The following is a 19,516-nucleotide window of genomic DNA, read 5'->3' as shown; positions in this document are numbered from 1 at the left end:
TCATCCTCTCAAGCTGCAAATGACGAAACTGAATTGAACGAACGCTAAAGACGAAACACACCATGCTCGAAATCAAGAACCTTCACGCTCGCGTCGCTGACGAAGGCACCGAAATTCTGAGGGGCGTCAATCTCACCGTTCAGGACGGCGAAGTCGCTGCAATCATGGGGCCGAACGGCTCCGGCAAGTCGACGCTTTCCTACATCCTCGCCGGGCGCGACGATTACGAGGTCACCGAGGGCGACATCGTCTACAATGGCGAGTCGATCCTGGAGATGGATCCGGCCGAACGCGCCGCCTCCGGCGTGTTTTTGGCCTTTCAGTATCCGCTGGAAATCCCCGGCGTCGCCACGATGACCTTCCTGAAGACCGCGCTCAACGCCCAGCGCAAGGCGCGCGGCGAAGCCGAGCTGATGACGCCCGAGTTCATGCGCCGGGTGAAAACCTTGGCGGCTGAGCTGAAGATCGACGCCGAGATGCTGAAGCGACCGCTCAATGTCGGTTTTTCGGGCGGCGAGAAGAAGCGCGCCGAGATCCTGCAGATGGCGCTTCTCGAACCCAAGCTCTGCGTCATGGACGAAACCGATTCCGGCCTCGACATCGACGCCTTGAAGATCGTCTCGGATGGCGTCAACGCGCTGCGCTCCGAGCAACGCTCGTTCCTCGTCATCACCCACTATCAGCGCCTGCTCGACTACATCGTGCCGGATAAGGTGCACGTTCTCTATAAGGGCCGGATCATCAAGTCCGGCGACAAGGACCTTGCCTTGACGCTCGAGAACGAAGGCTACAGCCAGATCATCGGCGAGGCGGCGTAACGATGAGCGTCACCGAATTGCGACCCCGGACGCCAGCCGAGGCGGCGCTCGTCTCGCTGGCGGAAGCTGCCGGCACGGATGAGGACGCGCGCAGCGCCGCGATCGAGGCGCTGCGCCGCGAAGGTCTGCCGCATCGCCGAATTGAAGCGTGGCATTACACCGATCTGCGCAATCTTATTGGCCGTCGCCTCGGCAAGGCCACCGGGCTCGACGCGCCCGCCGGCAGCGCCTGCGATGACGACGTGTTGTCACCGCTGGTCGCCGGCTCGACCGTCGTCGATCTCGAAGCCCCCGAGGATACCAGCGCGCCGGATGGCGTGACCATCACCGCCAGCAACGATCTCGCCGATTGGCACGAAAGCCCGAACCATCTAGACCGCCCGCTCGATACGGTCCGTCTCGTCAACGCCGCGTTCGGTGCCCGCGTCGCCAAGGTCGCGGTCGCCGCCAACACGGCGGTTGCCGCGCCGATCGAACTGCGCGACGGGATTGGAGCCCGGCCCCACGCGGCGGTGGCGGCAACAGTCGGCACTGCGTCCAAAGCCGTCTTCGTCGAGCGGATCGAAGGCGGCGGTTCGCCGGCTCCGGCCAGCCGTGTGTCGCATCTGACAATCGGCGACGGCGCGACGGTTCTCTGGATCATCGACCAGGCGAAAGACTCCGATGCGGCCTATCTCGGCCAGCTCAATGTCAACATCGGCGCCAATGCCACCTTCAAGCTATTCGTGCTGAATGCCGGCGGCTCGCTGGTGCGTCAGGAGGTCCACGCCGTGACCGCGGGCGAGGGGTCCGAGATCCTCATGCGGGGTGTGAACCTTTTGCAGAAGGACCAGCATGTCGACGTCACGACGACGCTGCGCCACACCTTCCCGCACACCACCGCGACCGAGACCTTCCGCAATGTCGTCACCGGTGGCCACGGCGTGTTCCAAGGGATGATCAAGGTCGCCAAGGACGCGCAGAAGACCGACGCGAAGATGGCCTGCAATACGCTGCTTCTGTCGGAGGACGGCGACTTTTCGGCCAAGCCCGAGCTGGAGATCTTCGCTGACGACGTCCAGTGCGGCCACGGCGCGACGGCCGGCGCGATCAATGCCGACCACCTCTTCTACCTGATGTCGCGCGGCATCCCGGCGCCCCAGGCCAAAGCTCTGCTGGTCAAGGCCTTCGTCGACGAAATGGTGGAGGAGCTGGAGGTCGAGGCGGCGATCGCCGACGCGCTGACCGGCAAGATCGACGCCTGGCTGGATCACAGCCACTGACCAAGACAAGCGGCGGGCGCTAGGCGTCCGCCCGCCACTCAAGCCGCACAGCTGGAGTTTGATCCTCATGTCCGCAGACGCCGCGATCGCCGATCCGCTCGGCTATGACGTCGAAAAGATCCGCGCCGACTTCCCGATCCTTGCGAAAGAGGTCTACGGCAAGCCGCTGACCTATCTCGACAACGGCGCCTCGGCTCAGAAGCCGCAGTTGGTGCTCGATGCGATTATGCGGGCCTACAGCGAAGACTACGCCAACGTTCATCGCGGTCTGCATTACCTCTCCAACCGCGCGACTGAGGCCTATGAAGCGGCGCGCCAAAAGGTGGCCGCCTTCCTGAACGCGCCGTCGAGCGAAGAGATCGTCTTCACCCGCTCGGCGACCGAGGCGATCAATCTCGTCGCCTATGGCTATGGCATGGAAAGGATCGGCGCGGGCGACGAGATCGTCGTTACCCAGATGGAACATCACGCCAATATCGTGCCGTGGCACTTCATCCGCGAAAAGAACGGCGCGAAACTCGTCTTCGTCCCGGTTGCTGACGATGGATCGATCGACGTCGCGGCCTTTGAGGCGGCGATCACGCCGCGCACCAAACTGATCGCGACGACCCAGATGTCGAACGTGCTCGGCACCGTCGTCGACGTGAAGGCGGTCTGCGCGCTCGCCCGAGCCAAGGGCATCACGACGCTGATCGACGGCAGCCAGAGCGCCGTGCACATGCCGGTCGATGTTCAGGACATCGGCTGCGATTTCTACGTCTTTACCGGTCACAAGACCTACGGGCCGACGGGCATCGGCGTGCTCTACGGTCGCGCTGCGATGCTGGCGGCGACGAAGCCGTTCAACGGCGGGGGCGAGATGATCGCCGAGGTGACCGAGGAGACGGTAACCTACAATGCGCCGCCCCATCGCTTCGAGGCCGGCACGCCGCCGATCGTCCAGGCGATCGGCCTCGGCGCCGCGCTGGATTACATGACGTCGGTCGGTCGGGAAAAAATCGCGGCCCATGAAGCGCGGATCGGCGCCTATGCCCATGAACGGCTGCGGGCGATCAATGCTTTGCGCATCTACGGCGAAGCGCCGGGCAAGGGCGCAATCGTTTCCTTCGACCTCGAAGGCATCCACGCCCACGACGTCTCGATGCTTATTGATCGCGAGGGCGTTGCCGTGCGTGCCGGCACCCATTGCGCCCAGCCGCTGTTGAAGCGCTTCGGGGTGACCTCCACATGTCGCGCATCCTTTGCTATGTACAATACAATGGCTGAGGTCGACCGTCTGGCCGAAGCTCTGGAAAAGGCCCGGCGTTTCTTCGCATAATCCATGAGCGCCAAGGCCAAAGACACAGAGAAGACCCCGTTCATGACCGAGGACGTCGACACCAAGAGCAGCGCGCCGGTCGTTGCTGCGCCTGAAAATGATACCGCCGCCGCGAATACGGCGATGGCGGCCGGTGACGCGCCGACCTCCGCGATTCCCGCCGACGAGCTCGTAAGGCTCACCGACGACATCATCGGCGCGCTGAAGACCGTCTATGATCCGGAAATTCCGGCGGACATTTACGAGCTCGGCCTGATCTACAAGATCGACATCGACGACGAGCGCAATATCGACGTCGAAATGACGCTGACCGCGCCGGGCTGCCCGGTTGCCGGCGAAATGCCGATCTGGGTCGAGAACGCCGTCGGCTCCGTCGATGGCGTCGGCCAGGTGAAGGTGGCGATCGTCTTTGATCCCCCGTGGACGCCGGAGCGGATGAGCGAAGAGGCGCAGGTCGCCGTCGGTTGGTTCTAAGTCGGAGCCAACGCGTGGCGCCGCCGCTCTCAGGTCTGCTCGAAACCTGCCTCTATGTCGACGACATGGCACGGTCGCGGGCGTTCTACGCCGGCTTTCTCGGCGTCGAACCGCTGTTTGAGGACGACCGGATCACGGTTTTCCGTCTGCCGGACGGGACGGTTCTGATTCTGTTTCTGCGCGGCGCGACACTGGAGCCGGTCGAAGTGCCGGGAGCCGGCACGATCCCGCCGCACGATGGCCACGGCCCGATTCATTTCGCGCTGGCGATTCCCGATGGCACGGTGGATGTCTGGCGGGCTCACCTCGCCGCCCTCGGAATTGCCGTCGAAAGCACGATAGACTGGTCCAAGGGCAGGGGGCATAGCCTCTATTTCCGCGATCCCGACGGCCATTGCGGCGAGCTGGCCTCACGCGGCCTGTGGTCGCGAACATGAGCAGCCCCGCCTTTGTCACGCCCGATACGCAAGAGCGAGTGACTTGCGTGCGCGGACCAAAATGACCATCTTCTGCGATGCAATGCCTGCAGACAGCCGAAAGGAAACCGCCATGAGCCGTTTCACCGTGATGAGCATGACCGATGCCGCTGCCGCGCGGGTCAAGGACATCCTGGCGGCCAGCGACGGCGACGCCCTCGGCATCCGCGTAGGCATCAAAAAGGGTGGCTGCGCCGGCATGGAATACACCATCGATATGGCGCGCGAGGTCGGCCCCACCGAAGACGTCATCGAACGTGATGGAGCCAAGGTGTTCGTTGCGCCGGAGGCCGTATTGTTCCTGCTCGGCACCGAGATGGATTACGAGGAAACCGTGCTGCGCTCGGGCTTCGTCTTTCGCAACCCCAACCAGATCTCGGCCTGTGGCTGCGGCGAATCCGTCGAGTTGAAACAGGCCGATCTCGCCGCCATGGCGCAGGCCGGCCGAGCCAGCTAAAGCTGGATCCGGCGCCGAGATGGACGAGACGTTTCTCCGCGATCTCTTCCAATCGCTTCCCGACATCGCGATCCGTCGGATGTTTGGCGGCCAGGGCATTTACAGCGATGGCCGGATCGTCGCGGTGGTGCTGCGCGGTACCTTGTATCTGAAGGGCGATGCGGCCGGCGAAGCCGCCTATGAGGCGGCGGCGATGGAGCGTTGGACCTATCAGCGCCCCGGCAAAGCGGCGGTTAAAATGCCCTATTGGCGCTTTCCTGACGACGGCTACGACGACCCGGATGTCGCCGCCGCATTCATCCGCGTCGCCGATGCCGCGGCCCGGCGTGCCGCTCTCAGCGAAAAGCCGAAGCCAACGCGCACCGGCCGCACACGCAAGCGTATGACGACAAAATCCACCGCCGCCAAGTCGCCGCGCCCATCATCCGCCGGCTGAGCTGGTGCCGTCGCGCCCCTTGGCAGCTGCCCACAGGGCTTCCATTTCGTCGAGGCTGGCGTCCTGAAGCGTCCGTCCGCGCCGCGCCAGCACGTCCTCGATGAAGCCGAAACGATCGCGGAATTTGCGCACGCAGCGCCGCAGCGCCTTTTCCGGATCGATGCCGTGAAAGCGGGCCAGATTGACCACCGAAAATAACAGATCACCCATCTCGTCTTCGGCCGCATCGTCGTCTTTCACCGCGACCACCTCGGCCAGCTCGCCAAGTTCCTCATCGATCTTGGCAAGGATCGGCTCCGGCTGGTCCCAGTCGAAGCCGACATCGGCCGCCTTCTTCTGGATCTTCAAAGCCAGCGTCAAAGCGGGCAGGGTGGCCGGCACCTGATCGAGATGGCCTGCCCGCTCGGTGATGTCGGCCGTCGCGGCGCCCGACAGCCGCGTCGTCGCCGCGCTTTGGCGCAGTTCGAAGCGTTCGGCCTTTTCCTGTGCCTTGATCGTCTCCCATTGGCCCTTGGCGCTGCGCGCCGAACGGGCTTCGGCGTCGCCGAAGACATGCGGATGGCGGCGGATCATTTTTCGGGTGATTGCCTCGACCACATCGTCGAAGGTGAACAGCCCGCGCTCTTCGGCAAGCTGCGCGTGGTAGACGACCTGCAGCAACAGATCGCCGAGTTCTTCCTTCAGATCGATCGCGTCGTCGCGCTCGATTGCATCGGCGACCTCATAGGCCTCCTCGATCGTATAAGGCGCGATCGAGCCAAAGTCCTGCTCGAGATCCCACGGGCATCCGGTCTCCGGCTCGCGAAGCGCCGCCATGATTTCGATCAGCCGAAAAATGTCGCGCGAGGGCTGCATGGGAAACTCCGAGACAATGCGGGTGGCAAACGGACCGATGACGGTTCGTCGGGGCAATTGGAGTTCTAGCTGCGATGACACGCTATGACGAGGCAAAAGCACGGTGTTGCAGACCGGTGAGATTGAGGCCTTGGTTCAAACGGATGCGCCAGAGCGCCCATCCGACGACGGATGAATGGCATCACGGACGATATTGCGCTCGGTCGAGGATTTGAGGGGAGCGTTTTCGAGCGATAACAAGCGTCACATCGCATCAGTGCCGATCAAGCCCTGTCCGTAAGTTGCATAAGATAGATTATGGAACATAATTGAATGGCGGACAGGGCTTGATTTTGGGCGCTTTGGGAATGGCGTCCCGTATGTTGGGATGTCCGCTGCGACCGTCGCGCACCGAACCGACGACGCCGAAGCTGACAATGTGATCCGCCGTCGGAGCTGCAGCGCCGCAATCTCACCCGAGCGGCAGTTCGACGACCAGCCCATCATAGGCCGGCCGCACATGGGCCGGCAGTTCGCCGCAGAGCGTCGCATAGTCGAGCGGCGTATGCATGTGTGTCAGCGTTGCCGCGGAGACCTCGAGCCGTTCGATCCAGGCCAGCGCCTGCGCGACGCTGAGATGGCTTGGGTGTTCGCGATATTGCAGGCAATCGATGACCATGTGTTCGGCGCCCGAGATCGCAGTGATCGCAGGCTCGGGAAAATCCGACACGTCGCTGCAATAAGCCAGCGGCCCGATCCGGAAACCGAGCGAATGAATGGAGCCGTGGATCTGGCGGACCGGCATGATCTCCAGCGATCCGCCGGGCCCGTGGATGGCGAACGGCTCACCAGCCACGATCGCCACCCGCCGAATGATCGGCGGATAGTCGCTGCCTTCGGGCGTCTCGAAGCAGTAGCGAAAGGCTTCAAAGACCCGTTGATAGGTCGCCTCGTCCGCATAGACCGGAATGCGCGTCTTTTGGGCCAGCATGAAGCCGCGCAAATCGTCGATGCCATGGATGTGGTCGGCATGGGCATGGGTCAACAGCACCGCGTCGAGGCGCTCGACCTTGGCCGCGAGCATTTGCGCGCGGAAATCCGGGCCGCAGTCGATCGCGACCGTGGTGACACCGTCAGCGCCGATCCGCTCGATCAAGGCCGCGGCGCGCAGCCGGCGGTTCTTCGGGTTTTCCGGGTCGCATGCGCCCCAGTCACCGTTGATGCGCGGAACGCCTGGCGAAGATGCGCAGCCCAAAATGGTGAGACGCAGACAGTCCGGCATGATGAAAGGTCCCGGAATCGATCAGACTTGAGGCTGCCGGCGCCCGCGCGGCGCCCGATCCTCAGGCGACACGGCGTGGGTCGTCGATCCGTTTGAAAAGACGGAAGAAATTGTCCGAAGTCTGACGCGCGACGGTGTCGAGATCGACGCCCTTGACCTCGGCCAAAACCGCAGCGGTGTGGCGCACGAAGGCCGGCTCGTTGCGCCTGCCGCGATGCGGCGGCGGCGCGAGATAGGGCGCGTCGGTTTCGACCAGCAGCTTGTCCATCGGCACATCAGCGGCGATCGCCCGGATGTCTTCGGAGTTCTTGAAGGTCAAGATGCCCGAGAAGGAAAGGTACCCGCCCAACGCAAGGCCTGCCTCGGCGAGCGCCCGGCCAGATGAGAAGCAGTGCAGAATGAAGGGGAAGGCCCCCTTCCCGCTTTCATCTTCCAAGATCGCGATCATGTCGTCGTCGGCCTGGCGCGCATGGATCACCAGCGGCAGCTGGGTCTGACGCGCGGCCGCGATATGGGTGCGGAACACCTTGGCCTGAATGTCTCGTGGGCTCTTGTCGTAGTGATAGTCGAGCCCGGCTTCGCCGATCGCGACGATCTTTTCGCGGTTGGAGAGCGTGACAAGGTCCTCGACGCTGACATCCGGCTCGTCGCCGGCATTGTGCGGATGGGTGCCGACGGACGCGTAGACGCTGTCGAACTCCTCGGTGATCGCCAAGAGCCGGTCGAGCTTGGAGACGAAGGTCGAGATCGTCACGAAACGCTGGACGCCGTTCTCTTGCGCCCGCGCGATCAACTCGGCCCGCTGCCCCTCGAAATCCGGAAAGTCGAGGTGGCAGTGGCTATCGACGAGAAACAGGCTCATGCCGCGCCGTCCTCGCTCGTCTTGTCGGCAAAGCGCGGATAGATCGGCTGCGGCGGCGGCAGCGGGTTGCCGGGCTTCAGCGCGCGTTCCGGCGCGAGTTCGCTGAAGCTGCGGCGATCGTCGGCAACGCCCAGAATATCGAGCAGCTTCGACGCACTTTCCGGCACGAAGGGCTGCAACAGGATCGCCGCCCGGCGCACCACCTCGGCGGTGACGTAAAGCACCGTCGCCATCCGCGCCGGATCGCTCTTGCGCAGAGCCCAGGGCTCTTCGCCGGCAAAATACCGGTTGGTCGCCGAGACGAGACTGACGATCCCGGCGAGAACGGCGTGCAGCTCTTGCCGGTCGACCGCCTCGCGAGCCTTGATCAACAGCCCGTGCGCCTCGTCGAGCACTGCCTGATCAGCCGCGCTGAAGGCGCCCGGCGTCGGAACCTGCGCCTCGCAATGCTTGGCGATCATCGACAGCGAGCGCTGGGCGAGATTGCCGATATCGTTGGCGAGCTCGGAATTCGTCCGGTTGACGATCGCATCATGCGAATAGTTGCCGTCCTGGCCGAACGGCACCTCGCGCAGCAGGAAGTAGCGCAGGCGGTCGAGGCCATAGACGTCGATCAGCGCGAAGGGATCGATGACGTTGCCGACCGACTTCGACATCTTCTCCCCGCGATTGAACAAAAAGCCATGGGCGAAAACGCGCTTCGGCAGCGGCAGACCGGCGGACATCAGAAAGGCCGGCCAATAGACCGTGTGAAAACGGACGATGTCCTTGCCGATGACGTGCAGATCTGCGGGCCAGAAGGCGGAGCGCTCCCCCTCGCCCGGAAAGCCGGTCGCCGTGAGATAGTTGGTCAACGCATCGACCCAGACATACATCACGTGTTTTTCGTCGCCGGGCACTGGAATGCCCCAGTTAAAGGTCGTGCGCGACACCGAGAGATCCCTGAGGCCGGCCTTGACGAAGGAGACCACCTCGTTGCGCCGCTCGGCCGGACCGATGAAGGCCGGATTGTCGTCATAGAGCGCCAACAGCCGGTCCTGAAACGCGGACAGCTTGAAGAAGTAGCTTTCTTCCTCGACCCATTCGACCGGCGTGCCCTGCGGGCCGTAGCGCTTGCCGTCATCGCGCAGGGTGATTTCGTCCTCGCCGTAATAGGCCTCGTCGCGCACCGAGTACCAGCCGGAATAGGAGCCCTTATAAATGTCGCCGGCGTCGGCCATGCGCGTCCAGATCGCCTGGCTCGCCGCATGATGCCGCGCTTCCGAGGTCCGGATGAAGTCGTCGTTCGAGCCGCCGAGAGCTTTCGCCATCCGCTCGAATTCGGCCGAATTGGTCTCGGCGAAGTCCTGCGGGCTCACCCCCTGAGCACGGGCTGTCTGGAGCATTTTGATGCCGTGTTCGTCGGTCCCTGTCAGAAACATGACGTCATAGCCGTCGAGCCGCTTGAACCGCGCCAAGGCATCGGTCGCGATGAACTCGTAGGCGTGGCCGATATGGGGGCGACCGTTCGGATAGGAAATCGCAGTGGTCAGATAGAAGCGTTCGGCCATGGAAATTTCGCTGAGGTCTGTGTTGATGAGATCGGGCGGCCTTCACATGGCCGCACCCGCGTCGATCGATCGTCCGCTCGCGATGAGCAGATAGAGCATTCGCGCGGCCGGCTCAATCAATCCTCGAAATCAACCGCCTCATTGCGAGCTTGGCGCCGCTCGATCGACACTTTCAAGGCAAAAAGCCGGCTGACCGTCGTCAGCGCCATCTGCTTGCGGTCGAGATTGAACGCTGCGGCCTCGCCGATGCGGCGGGATTCGGCCTGCCACAACTCGGCAAAGGCGGCGCCCGGGCCGAGCGCGCCGGCGGCGACGTGGTGTTCGCTCAGCCGCGCGATGGCACCAAGCAGCGCCGACAGGAACAGCTCGAAGGACGCCTCACGCCCCTTCAGCGTCAGCGAATCGACCAGCGAATGAAAGCCGTTGAGGTCGATCTGCGCTGCGCCGAGCATAGTGGCCAGTGCCTGCTCGATCTCGACGCCGCCATGGGTGGCAAGCATCAAGGCTTGCCGCACGCTGCCCTCGGCAGCCTTCACCAGGGACGCGGCTTCCCCATCGTCGAGCGCCTGGCCTGTGCCCCGCAACGCGGCGACCACCTCGTCATCGCGCAGCGGCTCGAACCGCGCCACCCGGCAGCGCGAACGGATCGTCGGCAAGAGACGGCCCGGTGTGTGATTGACCAACAGGAACAGCGAGCGCGCCGGCGGTTCCTCAAGCAGCTTCAACAACGCATTGGCGGCGCTGCGGTTGAGATCGTCTGCCGGATCGACAATCGCGATGCGCCAGTTGCCGCTCGACGCCGTCGCGTGGAAGAAGCGGCCAAGGCGGCGCACCTCCTCCACCGTGATCTGGGTGCGGAAACCGCTGCCGCGCTCGACCACCGGGCGGGTGATGTGGATCAGACCGGGCAGCGAGCCGATGGCGATCTGGCGAAAGACCGGATCGTCGGCCGAAAAGGCGATGGTCGCGGCATTGTCTTCGTGCTCCGCAGCGCCGGCCAACAGCCGGGCAAACGCGAAGGCCGTGGTCGCCTTGCCGATGCCGACCGGCCCCTGCAGCAGCCAGGCGTGATGAAGGCGACCAGACGCCCTCGCCTCGCGCATCGCACCGAAGGCCTCGCCATGGCCGATCAGCCGCGACGTCACAAAGGGCTGTGGCACACCGTCGAGTTGGTCATGGGTGGCATAGCCATCGAGGGCTTGAAGGCTCATGTCGCCCGCCCCGTCAGCTCTGGCCGACCGTCAGCGACCGCTCGATCGCCTCGAAGCGGCGGGCGTCCAGCCGATCATCGACGATCGCCCGAATCTCCGCGGCAACATCCTCCACCGGCCGGTTGCCGTCGACAACGACGCAACGGTCCGGCTCCGCGGTGGCGATCGTCAAGAACGCTTGCCGGCGCGACTCCTGGATCGCCTGGTCGTCCTTTTCGAAACGGTCGGCGCTGGTGTCGCCCCGGCGCCGGCGGGCCCGCTCACCACCGATTGCGGTCGGCACATCGAGAATGATCGTGAGATCGGGATAGATGCCGGCGAGCGCCGCGCGCTCCAGCCGCTCCATCAGGCCATTCTGCGCCGCGCGCCCGCCAAATTGATAGACCCGGGTGGAATCGTGAAAGCGGTCGCATAGCACCACGTCGCCGGCCGCAAGCGCCGGCTGAATCAACTCGGCGACGTGATCGGCCCGCGCCGCCGCAAACAGCACCGCCTCCCAGTCGGCGCCCAGATCCTCTGCCAGGCCCGACAGAATGATGTGACGCACGGCCTCGGCGCCCTTCGAGCCGCCCGGCTCGCGAGTGATCAGCACCTTCCGGCCCGACGCGCGCAGATGCGCGGCAAGTCTTGCGATCTGCGTGGACTTGCCGCTTCCCTCGCCGCCCTCGAATGTGACGAAATATCCAGCCACGACGTCCCGTTCGTCTCAAAATGCCCGCAGCCAGCCGAAAGCCAGCTCGCGCAGCGCGCCGAAGGCGCGATCGGTGAAGGTTCCGTTGGCGACACGTGTGCCGGCGACGAGCGGTTCACTCAACACCTTGCCGCCATCGACCATGACATCGAGATACGCGATCGTCGTGCCCTTTTCGACAGGCGCCGCTAAGGGGCCATTATAGCGGATTTCGCCGGAGACGCGCTCGCCCTCATTTTGGGGCACCAGCGCTGCGATCGGCCGCGGCGCGACCAGCGGCACGCTGCTTGCCGCGCCGCCGAAGACCTCGGCCGAGCCCACCGTCTCGCCGCCCCGATAAAGGTCGCGCATCTTGAACGACTCCTGCGCCCAATCGAGCAGTCGGCGGGCCTCCTGCGAGCGATCGCGCGAACTCTTCAGCCCGCTCATGGCGAGATAGGTCACCCGGTCGTCGCGATCCGTCACCCCGAGCAAGGCGTAGCCGGAGGCTTCGGTGTATCCGGTCTCCATTCCATCGGCGCCGATGTCCATCTTCAACAGCGGATTGCGGTTGCGCTGAAAGATTTTGTTCCAGGTGAAGTTCGGCTCTGCATAGACGGCATAGAGTTTCGGATAGGTGGTGCGGATGTGCCGGGCGAGGATCACCAGATCGCGAACCGTGACGTGCTGACCCTCCGCGGGTAAGCCGGTGGCGTTGACGAAATGCGAGTTCGTCAGCCCCAGTCTTTCTGCTCGCGCATTCATCAGCTTGGCAAACGCCTCTTCCGATCCGGCAATTCCTTCCGCAAGCGCGATGCAGGCGTCGTTGGCCGACTGGATGATGGCGCCGCGGATGAGATCCGACACCGCCACGGTGGAGCGCACCTTGGCGAACATCGTCGAGGTGCCGGAGGGCGCGCCGCCGGTGCGCCAGGCGTGAACGCTGATCGGAAATTCGGTGTCGAGAGCGATCCTGCCCGACCGCACCGCCTCGAACACCACCTCGATGGTCATCATCTTGGCGAGCGAAGCCGGCGGAAACGGCTTGTCGGGATTTTTCTGCAGGAGGATCGTGCCGGTTTTGCCGTCGACCAGCAGCGCTTCATCAGCGGCGGTCTCCATGGCCGACTTGGGCGTCTCCTGGGCAAAGGCGCGCGGCATGCCAGCGCTGACCAGAAGAGCAAGAACCAATGCGGCGCGAAGCGGTGCAACGAGGGACGCTCGCGTCTGCGGTGCTGGGCATGGGAGCTGCGCTTTGGTCATCCGCCTCCGTTACCGTTCGCCCGCGTCCCGGTGCAAGCCCTCACCACCATCGATGAAAAGATCGAGACGGCGTGTCGCGCCACGGCCACCCCGGCCGTCCGTTCGGCGCGTCCCGCGATCCGTCCGGCGCTCAGCGGCGGGGAACGCCGCGATCGCCCTGCGTCAGTTGCGCAGAACGAAGGCGTCCTCAGCGCCGATTTCCCAGAGCCGCTTTAACAGCCGATCGGTATCGGCATCGGGACGAACGGCGATCTTGGCTGCATAGGCATCAGCAGCAGTCTCGACGCTCAGCGCCCCCTGCCCGAAGGCAACGGCCTTCACCCGCTCCAGCATGGCCGCGTCGACAGTGCCGACCTCGATCGTCTCGCCGGGCGCAATGGCCGCGATCGCTCGGCCGGGCGCGGAGGCGGCCAAATTGGTCAGCGCGGATGCCGCGCCATTGCCGGCCGTCTCTTCGGCAAAGGAGCTGCGGAACAATGACGTCCCGAAATTCTGATCTGCCGACGCCGGCCGCGCGGTCGGAACCGGCAGGCCCGGTGTTTGAACGCCCGGCAGATCCTCGCCATAGGCATTGGCAACAGCGATCCCGGCGCCAGCGCCTGCAGTCGTCGCCGGCCGCGACTGGACAGCAGCCATCATCACCGTATCCGGCGTCAGGCTTGAGCCACCCTCGCCCGGCTTGAAGCTGGCCATCAACATCTTGGTATCATCGCCCTCGAGCGGCGCGCGGCCGACATATTCGACCTTCACATCGGCGGTGCCGGCGGACTTAAAGCCCAGCAGATCGGCGGCCTCGGATGACAGGTCGATCACCCGCCCGTCGGCATAAGGCCCACGATCGTTGACCCGCACCATCAGCGTGTTGCCGTTCTTCAGATTGGTGACCATCGCATAGGATGGCAGCGGGAAGGTCTTATGGGCGGCCGACAGGCCATGCATGTCGTAGACTTCGCCATTGGCGGTCAGGCGGCCATGGAAGTTCGGTCCATACCAGGAGGCCTTGCCGAGCTTGACGTAGCCCGGCTGCTCCTTGGGATAATACCACTTGCCCTTGACCTTGTAGGGCTTGCCGATCTGGACGCGGCCACCGCCTTTGCGCACCGAGCGCAGATTGGTGACGCGCGGGCTCGCCGGCACGCCATAGCTCTTGCTGTCGAATTTTACTGTCGTCGACAGCTCGGCCAGCTGTTCGAGCGGCGAGCCGCTCCCCGATCCGGACCCGCTGCAGCCAGCGAACATGGCGCTCGCCGCAATCCCCAAGACACAAAAGCCCGCCGACCCTCGGCCGACCCCCCCGCTCCGAACCATGACACCCCCACCGTATTTCGTCGTTTTTTGTTGAGTTGTCTCAAGGCAATTTTCACGGCCGCAAGATCCGATGTCCCCACACCGTTCATGACCGTGAAACAACCATGTAACAAACTCGCTTTCTTCGGCAATCATAGGGGTTTGGCGCTTTGCGGCGATGCTATCGGAGGATGAGGGTTGACTGTTGTATTCGCATCACAAACTCGGATTCACCATGATTTTGCCAGCGCGCTTGCCGTTTCGTCAGCAATCACGGAAAAAATAGTTGTTTTTTCAATCGGTTAGAAAAATCGAAGGGATGCTCGGCCGGCACTTTTCCGACAACGGGCTGACGAAAATATGGCAATCTTGCGGCCGCCGCCCCATTAACGCCGTATTCTCGCGACTTTCCGGCTGGATTGGCGCTGACTTCACAAATTGTTACAATCGGCCGCCGGACGTCGATTGCCCCGCAATCCTCCGCCATTGATCGTGGCGCATGCCGCCCCGAGCGGCCCACCGCTTGGCGTCGCGCCGCCGATCGGCACCCGTTTCTCGCCCTCGCCGCGCTTGCCTTTCAGTGCCCTACCCGGTTAAGGCATGCCCGCGGGATGGGTGGCCGAGCGGTTGAAGGCACCGGTCTTGAAAACCGGCAGGCGGGAGACCGTCTCGTGGGTTCGAATCCCACCCCATCCGCCACTTGTGAGGAAGACGGTCCTGACCGGATCGGCATCAAGCGACTGGTAACCTTGATTTATCGGAGTTTCAGACGCAAAACAGGTTGAGGCGACGGAAAAAATCGCCTAACAAATCGCCTAACAATCGGCCTAACAGGACGCGGGGCACATGATCGATCGGCGCGGGTCCTGAGATGGCCCGGGGAGACGCTCTGCCGAAATGGCTCGTTCGACGCGGCAAGCGTATTCATTATTGGCGCCGCGTGCCGAAACGCTATGCCCATGTCGACGAGCGGGTGTTCGTCGATGTCTCCTGCGAAACGGACGACGTCGCCGCGGCAATTGTCTTGCGGGACCGGATCAATGCGGAGACAGAGGCCTATTGGCAGGCGCTCGTGCGAGGCAGCGAGCCGGACGCCAAAGCGCGGTACCGAGCGGCGATCGACTTCGCCAGGGCGGCCGGCTTCGCCTATCAGCCGCTCAGCGCGATCACGCACGAGGATCTCGACACTGTCCTGGAGCGGATCAATGCGCTGCAGCAATGGCGCGCGAGCCATCACGGCGCAAAGCGGCCGTTGCCGGCGCACGATCAGCCAGCGCGCGCTCTGCTCGGGGGCGAAGCCGAACCGGGCCTCGTTCTGTCGACACTCTTGGAAACCTACGAGGAACTGACCCGAGAGGAGCGGCGTGACAAGTCGCCAGGGCAGATGCACAAGTGGCGACTGCCGCGGCTGCGGGCGATCCGCAACCTGATCGGCGTGGTGGGCGATAAACCGGTCGCCGATCTGACGCGCGCCGACGCGATCGCGTTTCGCGCCTGGTGGTCTGACCGGATCGTCGAGGACGATCTCGCTATGGAGACTCCGAACAAAGACATCGCCTATGTCGCCACGATGATCGGGACGGTTTCGGATCGGCTCGACCTCGATCTCGGTCGCCGCTTCCAGGGGCTTCGCTTCAAAAGCGCGTCGGAATCGCCACCGCCGTTTTCGACCGGGTTCATCCGCGAGCGGCTGCTCGCCGATGGCGCGCTCGCCGGGCTAAATGACGATGCCCGCGGCCTCGTGCTGGTGATGATCGAGACCGGGTGCCGGCCGATCGAGATTATTCATCTGCGCCCTGAGGATATCCGGCTGGATCATGACATCCCGCACATCTCAGTCGAGCCTTATAAGGGCTACAGCCTCAAGACCAAATATTCGCGCCGCCAGACGCCGCTGGTCGGCGTCGCGCTCGAAGGCGCGAAGATTTTGACGACGGCCGCCGGCCGATATCGCGACAAGTCCGGATCGCTGTCGGCGGCCGTCAACAAATTCTTTGCGACGAACGACCTGCGCGAGAGCGAGCGGCACACGCTCTATTCGCTGCGTCACGCTTTCAAGGACCGTCTGACCGACGCCTCGGCGCCCGACATCGTCGACGCCGCTTTGATGGGGCATAAATTTTCAAGGCCAGCCTATGGCAAAGGCCCGAAGCTCGAACTCAAGCTCGAATGGCTGACGAAGATCGCCGTCAGTCTGTGAAAGCCTTACGCGTCCTGCAGGCAATCGCCATCACTATGCAAAGCCTTTGTGCCGGAGTTGAAGCGGGCAACGCCATGCCAACCACCAACGTGGCCGATGACCCGCCGTTTTGACCGGACTGCCGACATGGGCCCTTTAGGCTCGAAGGCCGGCCATATCTGCGCCATCGAAAGGGGGGCCAGTTCAGATCACACTTGATGATGATATTCAGGAATGGGTTTCCATTGCAGCAAAGGACATCAACACGTCCCAGTCCGAAATTGTGCGTATCTGCCTTCGAGAATTCAAAGAGGCTAACGAATATAGGTTTTCTCGGCATGACAAGGCACGATCACCGTCTGAAAATTGTTGGAAAACAACAGAAAATAAGTGAATTGTGCGGGCCGTTACGATCCCACAAGCTGGCCAAGTTATTCAACGTCCTTCGGCAAACGCGCTGCGATGTTCATGCGGTGAGCATAAAGAGCTTCGAGAATTATGGCGTCTTCGCCCTCAAGCCGGAAGAAGATCGAAACGGGGAAATCCTGTAGCCCCCACTTGCGGAACTCCCTGCCCTCAACGCGCGCATAGACCTTGCAGGCCAACGGTTTTGCGACGATAAAGCGAACGCCGGCCTCGATCTGGTCAACGAATTGTAGGGCAATCTTCGATCCGGCGCGAACGCGATAGCCGGACGTAATTTCAATCAACTGGCGTTTGAAAAGTGCGCTGCGGATAATTGGGGACATTGGCGCCTATTCGCCTGCCGCCATTTTGCGGGCATCGGCTAGGTCGGCATCCGTAAGTGCGGAGTAATCGTTCTCTCGTAGCGATTGGGACAGCAGAGCGTGAATGTCGCTACGCTCTTGTTCCATCGTCTTTTCCATGTGCCTGCGCACCAGATCGCGGATGAATTCGCTCGGTGTTTCATAGAGCGATCCCTTGCCGGTGATCTCACCGACGTACAGCGCCAGCGGGTCGGGCAACGTCGTATTCAGCCGTTTGACCATCTTCGCATCGCGTGTGCTCGCCATAGCGCCGTTCCATATTTTTTACATTTCACGCTCTCACATTTGCGGGTCAAACGTCAACTAAACGCGCGTTCAGCGCACATACAAGCGTTTCAGTGACCTCCTTTGATCCTCCGCTATCCCCAAAGCCATCAGGCCTTCTATCCGATGATGATGCGAACGGGCCGCAAGTGAACTGGCCGCCATCTCGATGGCGCAGTCTGGTCGACCTCCAAGCCTAAAGGGCTCATGCTGGCTGTTCGATTGAAATGGAGGCGCTCCACCCCGTTCCGGACGCCGTGACGGCTCTGGAGAAAATCGCCGGATGGTTCGATGACAGAAAATACCCCGGCGACGTGTGCGTTTGCGCCGCAGGAAATCCCACAGCGTGGGATAAGGCGATCGAGGTCCGCGACAAGCCCGTTGCGGCGTTCGACGTGCAGATATTCGGCAAGAAATGCATCGATATGGGAGTGCTTGAGGCTGCCGTCGTCATGGTGAGCGACCGGCAGCCGGCGCTCGACATGGGGCGCATCTCGCGCAGTGGACGGCCGGCTTCGGCCTGAGCCTAGCGCTGTTCCACGGGTGGCCGGAGTTCGTCGATCAGGTCCTTTTCTGGAGCGCCCTGCCGAAGTTCGCGGGCTCTGGCACGGCGGTTCGTCTCATCCACAACCGGCTTGTCGCCGTTGAATCCTCCCCCGATGGGGTCGCGCTATGGGGACGGCTCTACCGCGCCGAAGGCGTCTAGAAAGGCGCCGAGCCGTGGCCGGCCTATTCATCATCGAGATTGTCGAAGAACACGCTGAAATCCGTCGTCTCTGGAACGCGGCGCGCGATGAAGAAGCCGAAGATCGTCGCCTGCGGAAACAGCGCCGCGAGCACCTGCCGGGCGGCGACGTAGTGCGCGCCCGTGGTCATCACGTCGTCGAAAATCGCGATGGTCGACGGTGCGGGCTGCGTCAGGCGCTCGTCCACATGGTAGCCGGCAGCGATATCGTCCGGCGTAGGCCGCACGTCCGCATCATGAGCGGCATCCATCGACTGTAGTTGGACGATCAACTCGCGGATATCGAGCGGGCGCGGGGCCGGAATGCCGCGCAGCATGCGCACCAGGCGATCATCGTAAAGGGGATCGGTCTTGGCCTTTGAGGGGGGGACCGGTACCAGCGTCGCCGCGGCGAGCCAGTCGGCCGAGATCGCGTCGCGGAAGGCCTGCGCCACGTTGGTGATCGCCCTTTCCTTGTACTGCCATTCCGGACGGCCGCGCCGGTCGACGGACTTCTTGAAGTTCAGTACGACGTTGTTGGTCGCGCTGAAGCTAAATCCCTTGCGTGCCGTATACTCGCCGAGAAAGAGGCATTGATCCGCCGGCGCGAGCCAGAAGTGATCCGGCCGCGTCAGATCGTCAATTGAGCTGCTGCCGGTTTTTCGGACACGCAGTTAAGCTAACATAGCTTTCTCCTCGAACTCGACGGGGCTCATATAGCCCAATGTCGAGTGCCGTCGCTGGGGATTGTAGAAGCGCTCGATGTAATCGAACACATCGGCCCTGGCGTCATCCCTCGTCCTATAGACCTTGCGAGCTGTCCGCTCGGTTTTCAGCGACGAGAAGAAGCTCTCCATCGCTGCATTGTCCCAGACGTTTCCCGACCGGCTCATCGAGCAGGTGATGCCGTGATCGGCCATCAGGCGCTGGAACTGCTCGCTCGTATATTGGCTGCCCTGATCGCTGTGGTGCATCAGGCTGTCCGGCTTGCCGCGGCGCCAAATCGCCATGATGAGAGCGTCGGTCGCGAGTTGCGCCGTCATTTCGGCCTTCATCGCCCAGCCGACGACACGTCGGGAGAACAGGTCGACGACGGCGGCAACGTAAAGCCAACCTTCGGCGGTCCAGATATAGGTGAAGTCGGCGATCCACTTCTGGTTCGGTGCCGATGCCTCGAAGGCGCGATCGAAGAGGTTGTCCGACACTGGCGCTCGCTCGCCGGTGTCCTTCGGCAGACCACGACGCCGCGGCCGGGCGCGCAGCCCGTTCTGACGCATGAGCCTCTCAATACGATGCAGGCCGCAGGACAGCCCTTCGGCCAGCACGTCGTGCCAGACGCGACGGGCACCATAGGTTCGGTC

The 19,516-nt window shown here is 63.2% G+C and carries 21 protein-coding genes and 1 tRNA gene; 10 read left to right on the top strand and 12 right to left on the bottom strand.

Annotated elements, in window-relative coordinates:
- Window positions 1-62: 62 nt before the first annotated feature.
- From sufC to J1C48_RS09580, 7 genes are all read left to right on the top strand, one after another.
- Complete coding sequence (gene sufC, locus J1C48_RS09610) at window positions 63-818, top strand: Fe-S cluster assembly ATPase SufC (RefSeq protein WP_207257631.1); 756 nt, start codon at window positions 63-65, stop codon at window positions 816-818.
- A gap of 2 nt (window positions 819-820) precedes the next feature.
- On the top strand, window positions 821-2,080 hold the full coding sequence (gene sufD, locus J1C48_RS09605; protein WP_207257630.1) for a Fe-S cluster assembly protein SufD: 1,260 nt from the start codon (window positions 821-823) through the stop codon (window positions 2,078-2,080).
- A 67-nt stretch (window positions 2,081-2,147) separates the two neighbouring features.
- Window positions 2,148-3,398 carry a cysteine desulfurase gene (locus tag J1C48_RS09600; protein ID WP_207257629.1) on the top strand — a complete coding sequence of 417 codons (1,251 nt, stop codon included), beginning with the start codon at window positions 2,148-2,150 and terminating at the stop codon, window positions 3,396-3,398.
- Window positions 3,399-3,521: 123 nt separating this feature from the next.
- Window positions 3,522-3,872 (top strand): SUF system Fe-S cluster assembly protein, encoded by a 351-nt coding sequence (locus J1C48_RS09595; protein WP_207257777.1) that lies wholly within the window; start codon window positions 3,522-3,524, stop codon window positions 3,870-3,872.
- 14 nt (window positions 3,873-3,886) lie between these two features.
- Window positions 3,887-4,309, top strand: a complete 423-nt coding sequence (locus tag J1C48_RS09590) for a VOC family protein (protein ID WP_231081690.1) — start codon at window positions 3,887-3,889, stop codon at window positions 4,307-4,309.
- 112 nt (window positions 4,310-4,421) lie between these two features.
- Window positions 4,422-4,805, top strand: a complete 384-nt coding sequence (sufA, locus tag J1C48_RS09585; RefSeq protein ID WP_207257627.1) for a Fe-S cluster assembly scaffold SufA — start codon at window positions 4,422-4,424, stop codon at window positions 4,803-4,805.
- 19 nt (window positions 4,806-4,824) lie between these two features.
- Window positions 4,825-5,241: a TfoX/Sxy family protein gene (locus J1C48_RS09580; RefSeq protein WP_207257626.1), complete on the top strand. Its 417-nt coding sequence runs from the start codon at window positions 4,825-4,827 to the stop codon at window positions 5,239-5,241.
- On the opposite strand, the gene mazG is transcribed toward J1C48_RS09580, so the two are convergent.
- The 8 genes from mazG to J1C48_RS09540 form a co-directional block, all read right to left on the bottom strand.
- Window positions 5,227-6,096 carry a nucleoside triphosphate pyrophosphohydrolase gene (mazG, locus tag J1C48_RS09575; RefSeq protein WP_207257625.1) on the bottom strand — a complete coding sequence of 290 codons (870 nt, stop codon included), beginning with the start codon at window positions 6,094-6,096 and terminating at the stop codon, window positions 5,227-5,229. The two genes, J1C48_RS09580 and mazG, sit on opposite strands and share 15 nt — an antisense overlap.
- 451 nt (window positions 6,097-6,547) lie before the next feature.
- A complete protein-coding gene (locus J1C48_RS09570; protein ID WP_207257624.1) occupies window positions 6,548-7,357 on the bottom strand; it encodes an MBL fold metallo-hydrolase in 810 nt (269 codons plus the stop codon).
- Window positions 7,358-7,418: 61 nt separating this feature from the next.
- Complete coding sequence (locus tag J1C48_RS09565) at window positions 7,419-8,219, bottom strand: TatD family hydrolase (protein ID WP_207257623.1); 801 nt, start codon at window positions 8,217-8,219, stop codon at window positions 7,419-7,421.
- Entirely contained in the window at window positions 8,216-9,769 is a 1,554-nt protein-coding gene (metG, locus tag J1C48_RS09560) for a methionine--tRNA ligase (RefSeq protein WP_207257622.1), read from the bottom strand. Before metG ends, J1C48_RS09565 begins: the two co-directional genes overlap by 4 nt.
- Before the next feature lie 116 nt (window positions 9,770-9,885).
- The gene (locus tag J1C48_RS09555) at window positions 9,886-10,980 is read right to left on the bottom strand and encodes a DNA polymerase III subunit delta' (protein ID WP_207257621.1); all 1,095 of its coding nucleotides are present in this window, start codon (window positions 10,978-10,980) and stop codon (window positions 9,886-9,888) included.
- Between the two features lie 13 nt (window positions 10,981-10,993).
- Complete coding sequence (gene tmk, locus J1C48_RS09550; RefSeq protein ID WP_207257620.1) at window positions 10,994-11,671, bottom strand: dTMP kinase; 678 nt, start codon at window positions 11,669-11,671, stop codon at window positions 10,994-10,996.
- A gap of 15 nt (window positions 11,672-11,686) precedes the next feature.
- Window positions 11,687-12,913, bottom strand: coding sequence for a D-alanyl-D-alanine carboxypeptidase family protein (locus tag J1C48_RS09545; RefSeq protein ID WP_207257619.1), 1,227 nt, complete (start codon window positions 12,911-12,913; stop codon window positions 11,687-11,689).
- Window positions 12,914-13,075: 162 nt separating this feature from the next.
- A complete protein-coding gene (locus J1C48_RS09540) occupies window positions 13,076-14,152 on the bottom strand; it encodes a septal ring lytic transglycosylase RlpA family protein (protein ID WP_207257618.1) in 1,077 nt (358 codons plus the stop codon).
- Window positions 14,153-14,809: 657 nt separating this feature from the next.
- Here J1C48_RS09540 and J1C48_RS09535 point away from each other — a divergent pair.
- Window positions 14,810-14,899: transfer RNA gene (locus J1C48_RS09535), tRNA-Ser, on the top strand.
- Between the two features lie 172 nt (window positions 14,900-15,071).
- The gene (locus J1C48_RS09530) at window positions 15,072-16,400 is read left to right on the top strand and encodes a site-specific integrase (RefSeq protein ID WP_207257617.1); all 1,329 of its coding nucleotides are present in this window, start codon (window positions 15,072-15,074) and stop codon (window positions 16,398-16,400) included.
- Window positions 16,401-16,810: 410 nt separating this feature from the next.
- Here J1C48_RS09530 and J1C48_RS09525 read toward each other — a convergent pair whose 3' ends face one another.
- Entirely contained in the window at window positions 16,811-17,128 is a 318-nt protein-coding gene (locus J1C48_RS09525; protein WP_207257616.1) for a type II toxin-antitoxin system RelE/ParE family toxin, read from the bottom strand.
- A 6-nt stretch (window positions 17,129-17,134) separates the two neighbouring features.
- Entirely contained in the window at window positions 17,135-17,413 is a 279-nt protein-coding gene (locus J1C48_RS09520) for a ribbon-helix-helix domain-containing protein (RefSeq protein WP_207257615.1), read from the bottom strand.
- 245 nt (window positions 17,414-17,658) lie between these two features.
- Here J1C48_RS09520 and J1C48_RS09515 point away from each other — a divergent pair, with 245 nt between their 5' ends.
- A complete protein-coding gene (locus J1C48_RS09515) occupies window positions 17,659-17,955 on the top strand; it encodes a restriction endonuclease, SacI family (RefSeq protein ID WP_207257614.1) in 297 nt (98 codons plus the stop codon).
- A gap of 205 nt (window positions 17,956-18,160) precedes the next feature.
- Here J1C48_RS09515 and J1C48_RS09510 read toward each other — a convergent pair whose 3' ends face one another.
- Window positions 18,161-18,610 carry a type 2 periplasmic-binding domain-containing protein gene (locus J1C48_RS09510; protein WP_207257613.1) on the bottom strand — a complete coding sequence of 150 codons (450 nt, stop codon included), beginning with the start codon at window positions 18,608-18,610 and terminating at the stop codon, window positions 18,161-18,163.
- Between the two features lie 219 nt (window positions 18,611-18,829).
- Window positions 18,830-19,516, bottom strand: a 687-nt coding sequence (locus J1C48_RS09505) for an IS3 family transposase (RefSeq protein WP_207257612.1), incomplete at its 5' end; no start/stop codon positions are given.

Origin of the sequence: Jiella flava (assembly GCF_017349315.1) — a bacterium.
GTDB classification, from domain to species: domain Bacteria; phylum Pseudomonadota; class Alphaproteobacteria; order Rhizobiales; family Rhizobiaceae; genus Jiella; species Jiella flava.
Note: the sequence above shows the minus strand (reverse complement) of the source record. Positions and strands in the feature narration are given on the sequence as shown.

Coding starts and splice junctions, on each gene's coding strand:
- sufC (WP_207257631.1), top strand. CDS start 63: ATGCTCGAAATCAAGAACCTTCACGCTCGCGTCGCTGACGAAGGCACC.
- sufD (WP_207257630.1), top strand. CDS start 821: ATGAGCGTCACCGAATTGCGACCCCGGACGCCAGCCGAGGCGGCGCTC.
- J1C48_RS09600 (WP_207257629.1), top strand. CDS start 2,148: ATGTCCGCAGACGCCGCGATCGCCGATCCGCTCGGCTATGACGTCGAA.
- J1C48_RS09595 (WP_207257777.1), top strand. CDS start 3,522: ATGGCGGCCGGTGACGCGCCGACCTCCGCGATTCCCGCCGACGAGCTC.
- sufA (WP_207257627.1), top strand. CDS start 4,422: ATGAGCCGTTTCACCGTGATGAGCATGACCGATGCCGCTGCCGCGCGG.
- J1C48_RS09580 (WP_207257626.1), top strand. CDS start 4,825: ATGGACGAGACGTTTCTCCGCGATCTCTTCCAATCGCTTCCCGACATC.
- mazG (WP_207257625.1), bottom strand. CDS start 6,096: ATGCAGCCCTCGCGCGACATTTTTCGGCTGATCGAAATCATGGCGGCG.
- J1C48_RS09570 (WP_207257624.1), bottom strand. CDS start 7,357: ATGCCGGACTGTCTGCGTCTCACCATTTTGGGCTGCGCATCTTCGCCA.
- J1C48_RS09565 (WP_207257623.1), bottom strand. CDS start 8,219: ATGAGCCTGTTTCTCGTCGATAGCCACTGCCACCTCGACTTTCCGGAT.
- metG (WP_207257622.1), bottom strand. CDS start 9,769: ATGGCCGAACGCTTCTATCTGACCACTGCGATTTCCTATCCGAACGGT.
- J1C48_RS09555 (WP_207257621.1), bottom strand. CDS start 10,980: ATGAGCCTTCAAGCCCTCGATGGCTATGCCACCCATGACCAACTCGAC.
- J1C48_RS09545 (WP_207257619.1), bottom strand. CDS start 12,913: ATGACCAAAGCGCAGCTCCCATGCCCAGCACCGCAGACGCGAGCGTCC.
- J1C48_RS09540 (WP_207257618.1), bottom strand. CDS start 14,152: ATGTTCGCTGGCTGCAGCGGGTCCGGATCGGGGAGCGGCTCGCCGCTC.
- J1C48_RS09530 (WP_207257617.1), top strand. CDS start 15,072: ATGGCCCGGGGAGACGCTCTGCCGAAATGGCTCGTTCGACGCGGCAAG.
- J1C48_RS09525 (WP_207257616.1), bottom strand. CDS start 17,128: ATGTCCCCAATTATCCGCAGCGCACTTTTCAAACGCCAGTTGATTGAA.
- J1C48_RS09520 (WP_207257615.1), bottom strand. CDS start 17,413: ATGGCGAGCACACGCGATGCGAAGATGGTCAAACGGCTGAATACGACG.
- J1C48_RS09515 (WP_207257614.1), top strand. CDS start 17,659: ATGGAGGCGCTCCACCCCGTTCCGGACGCCGTGACGGCTCTGGAGAAA.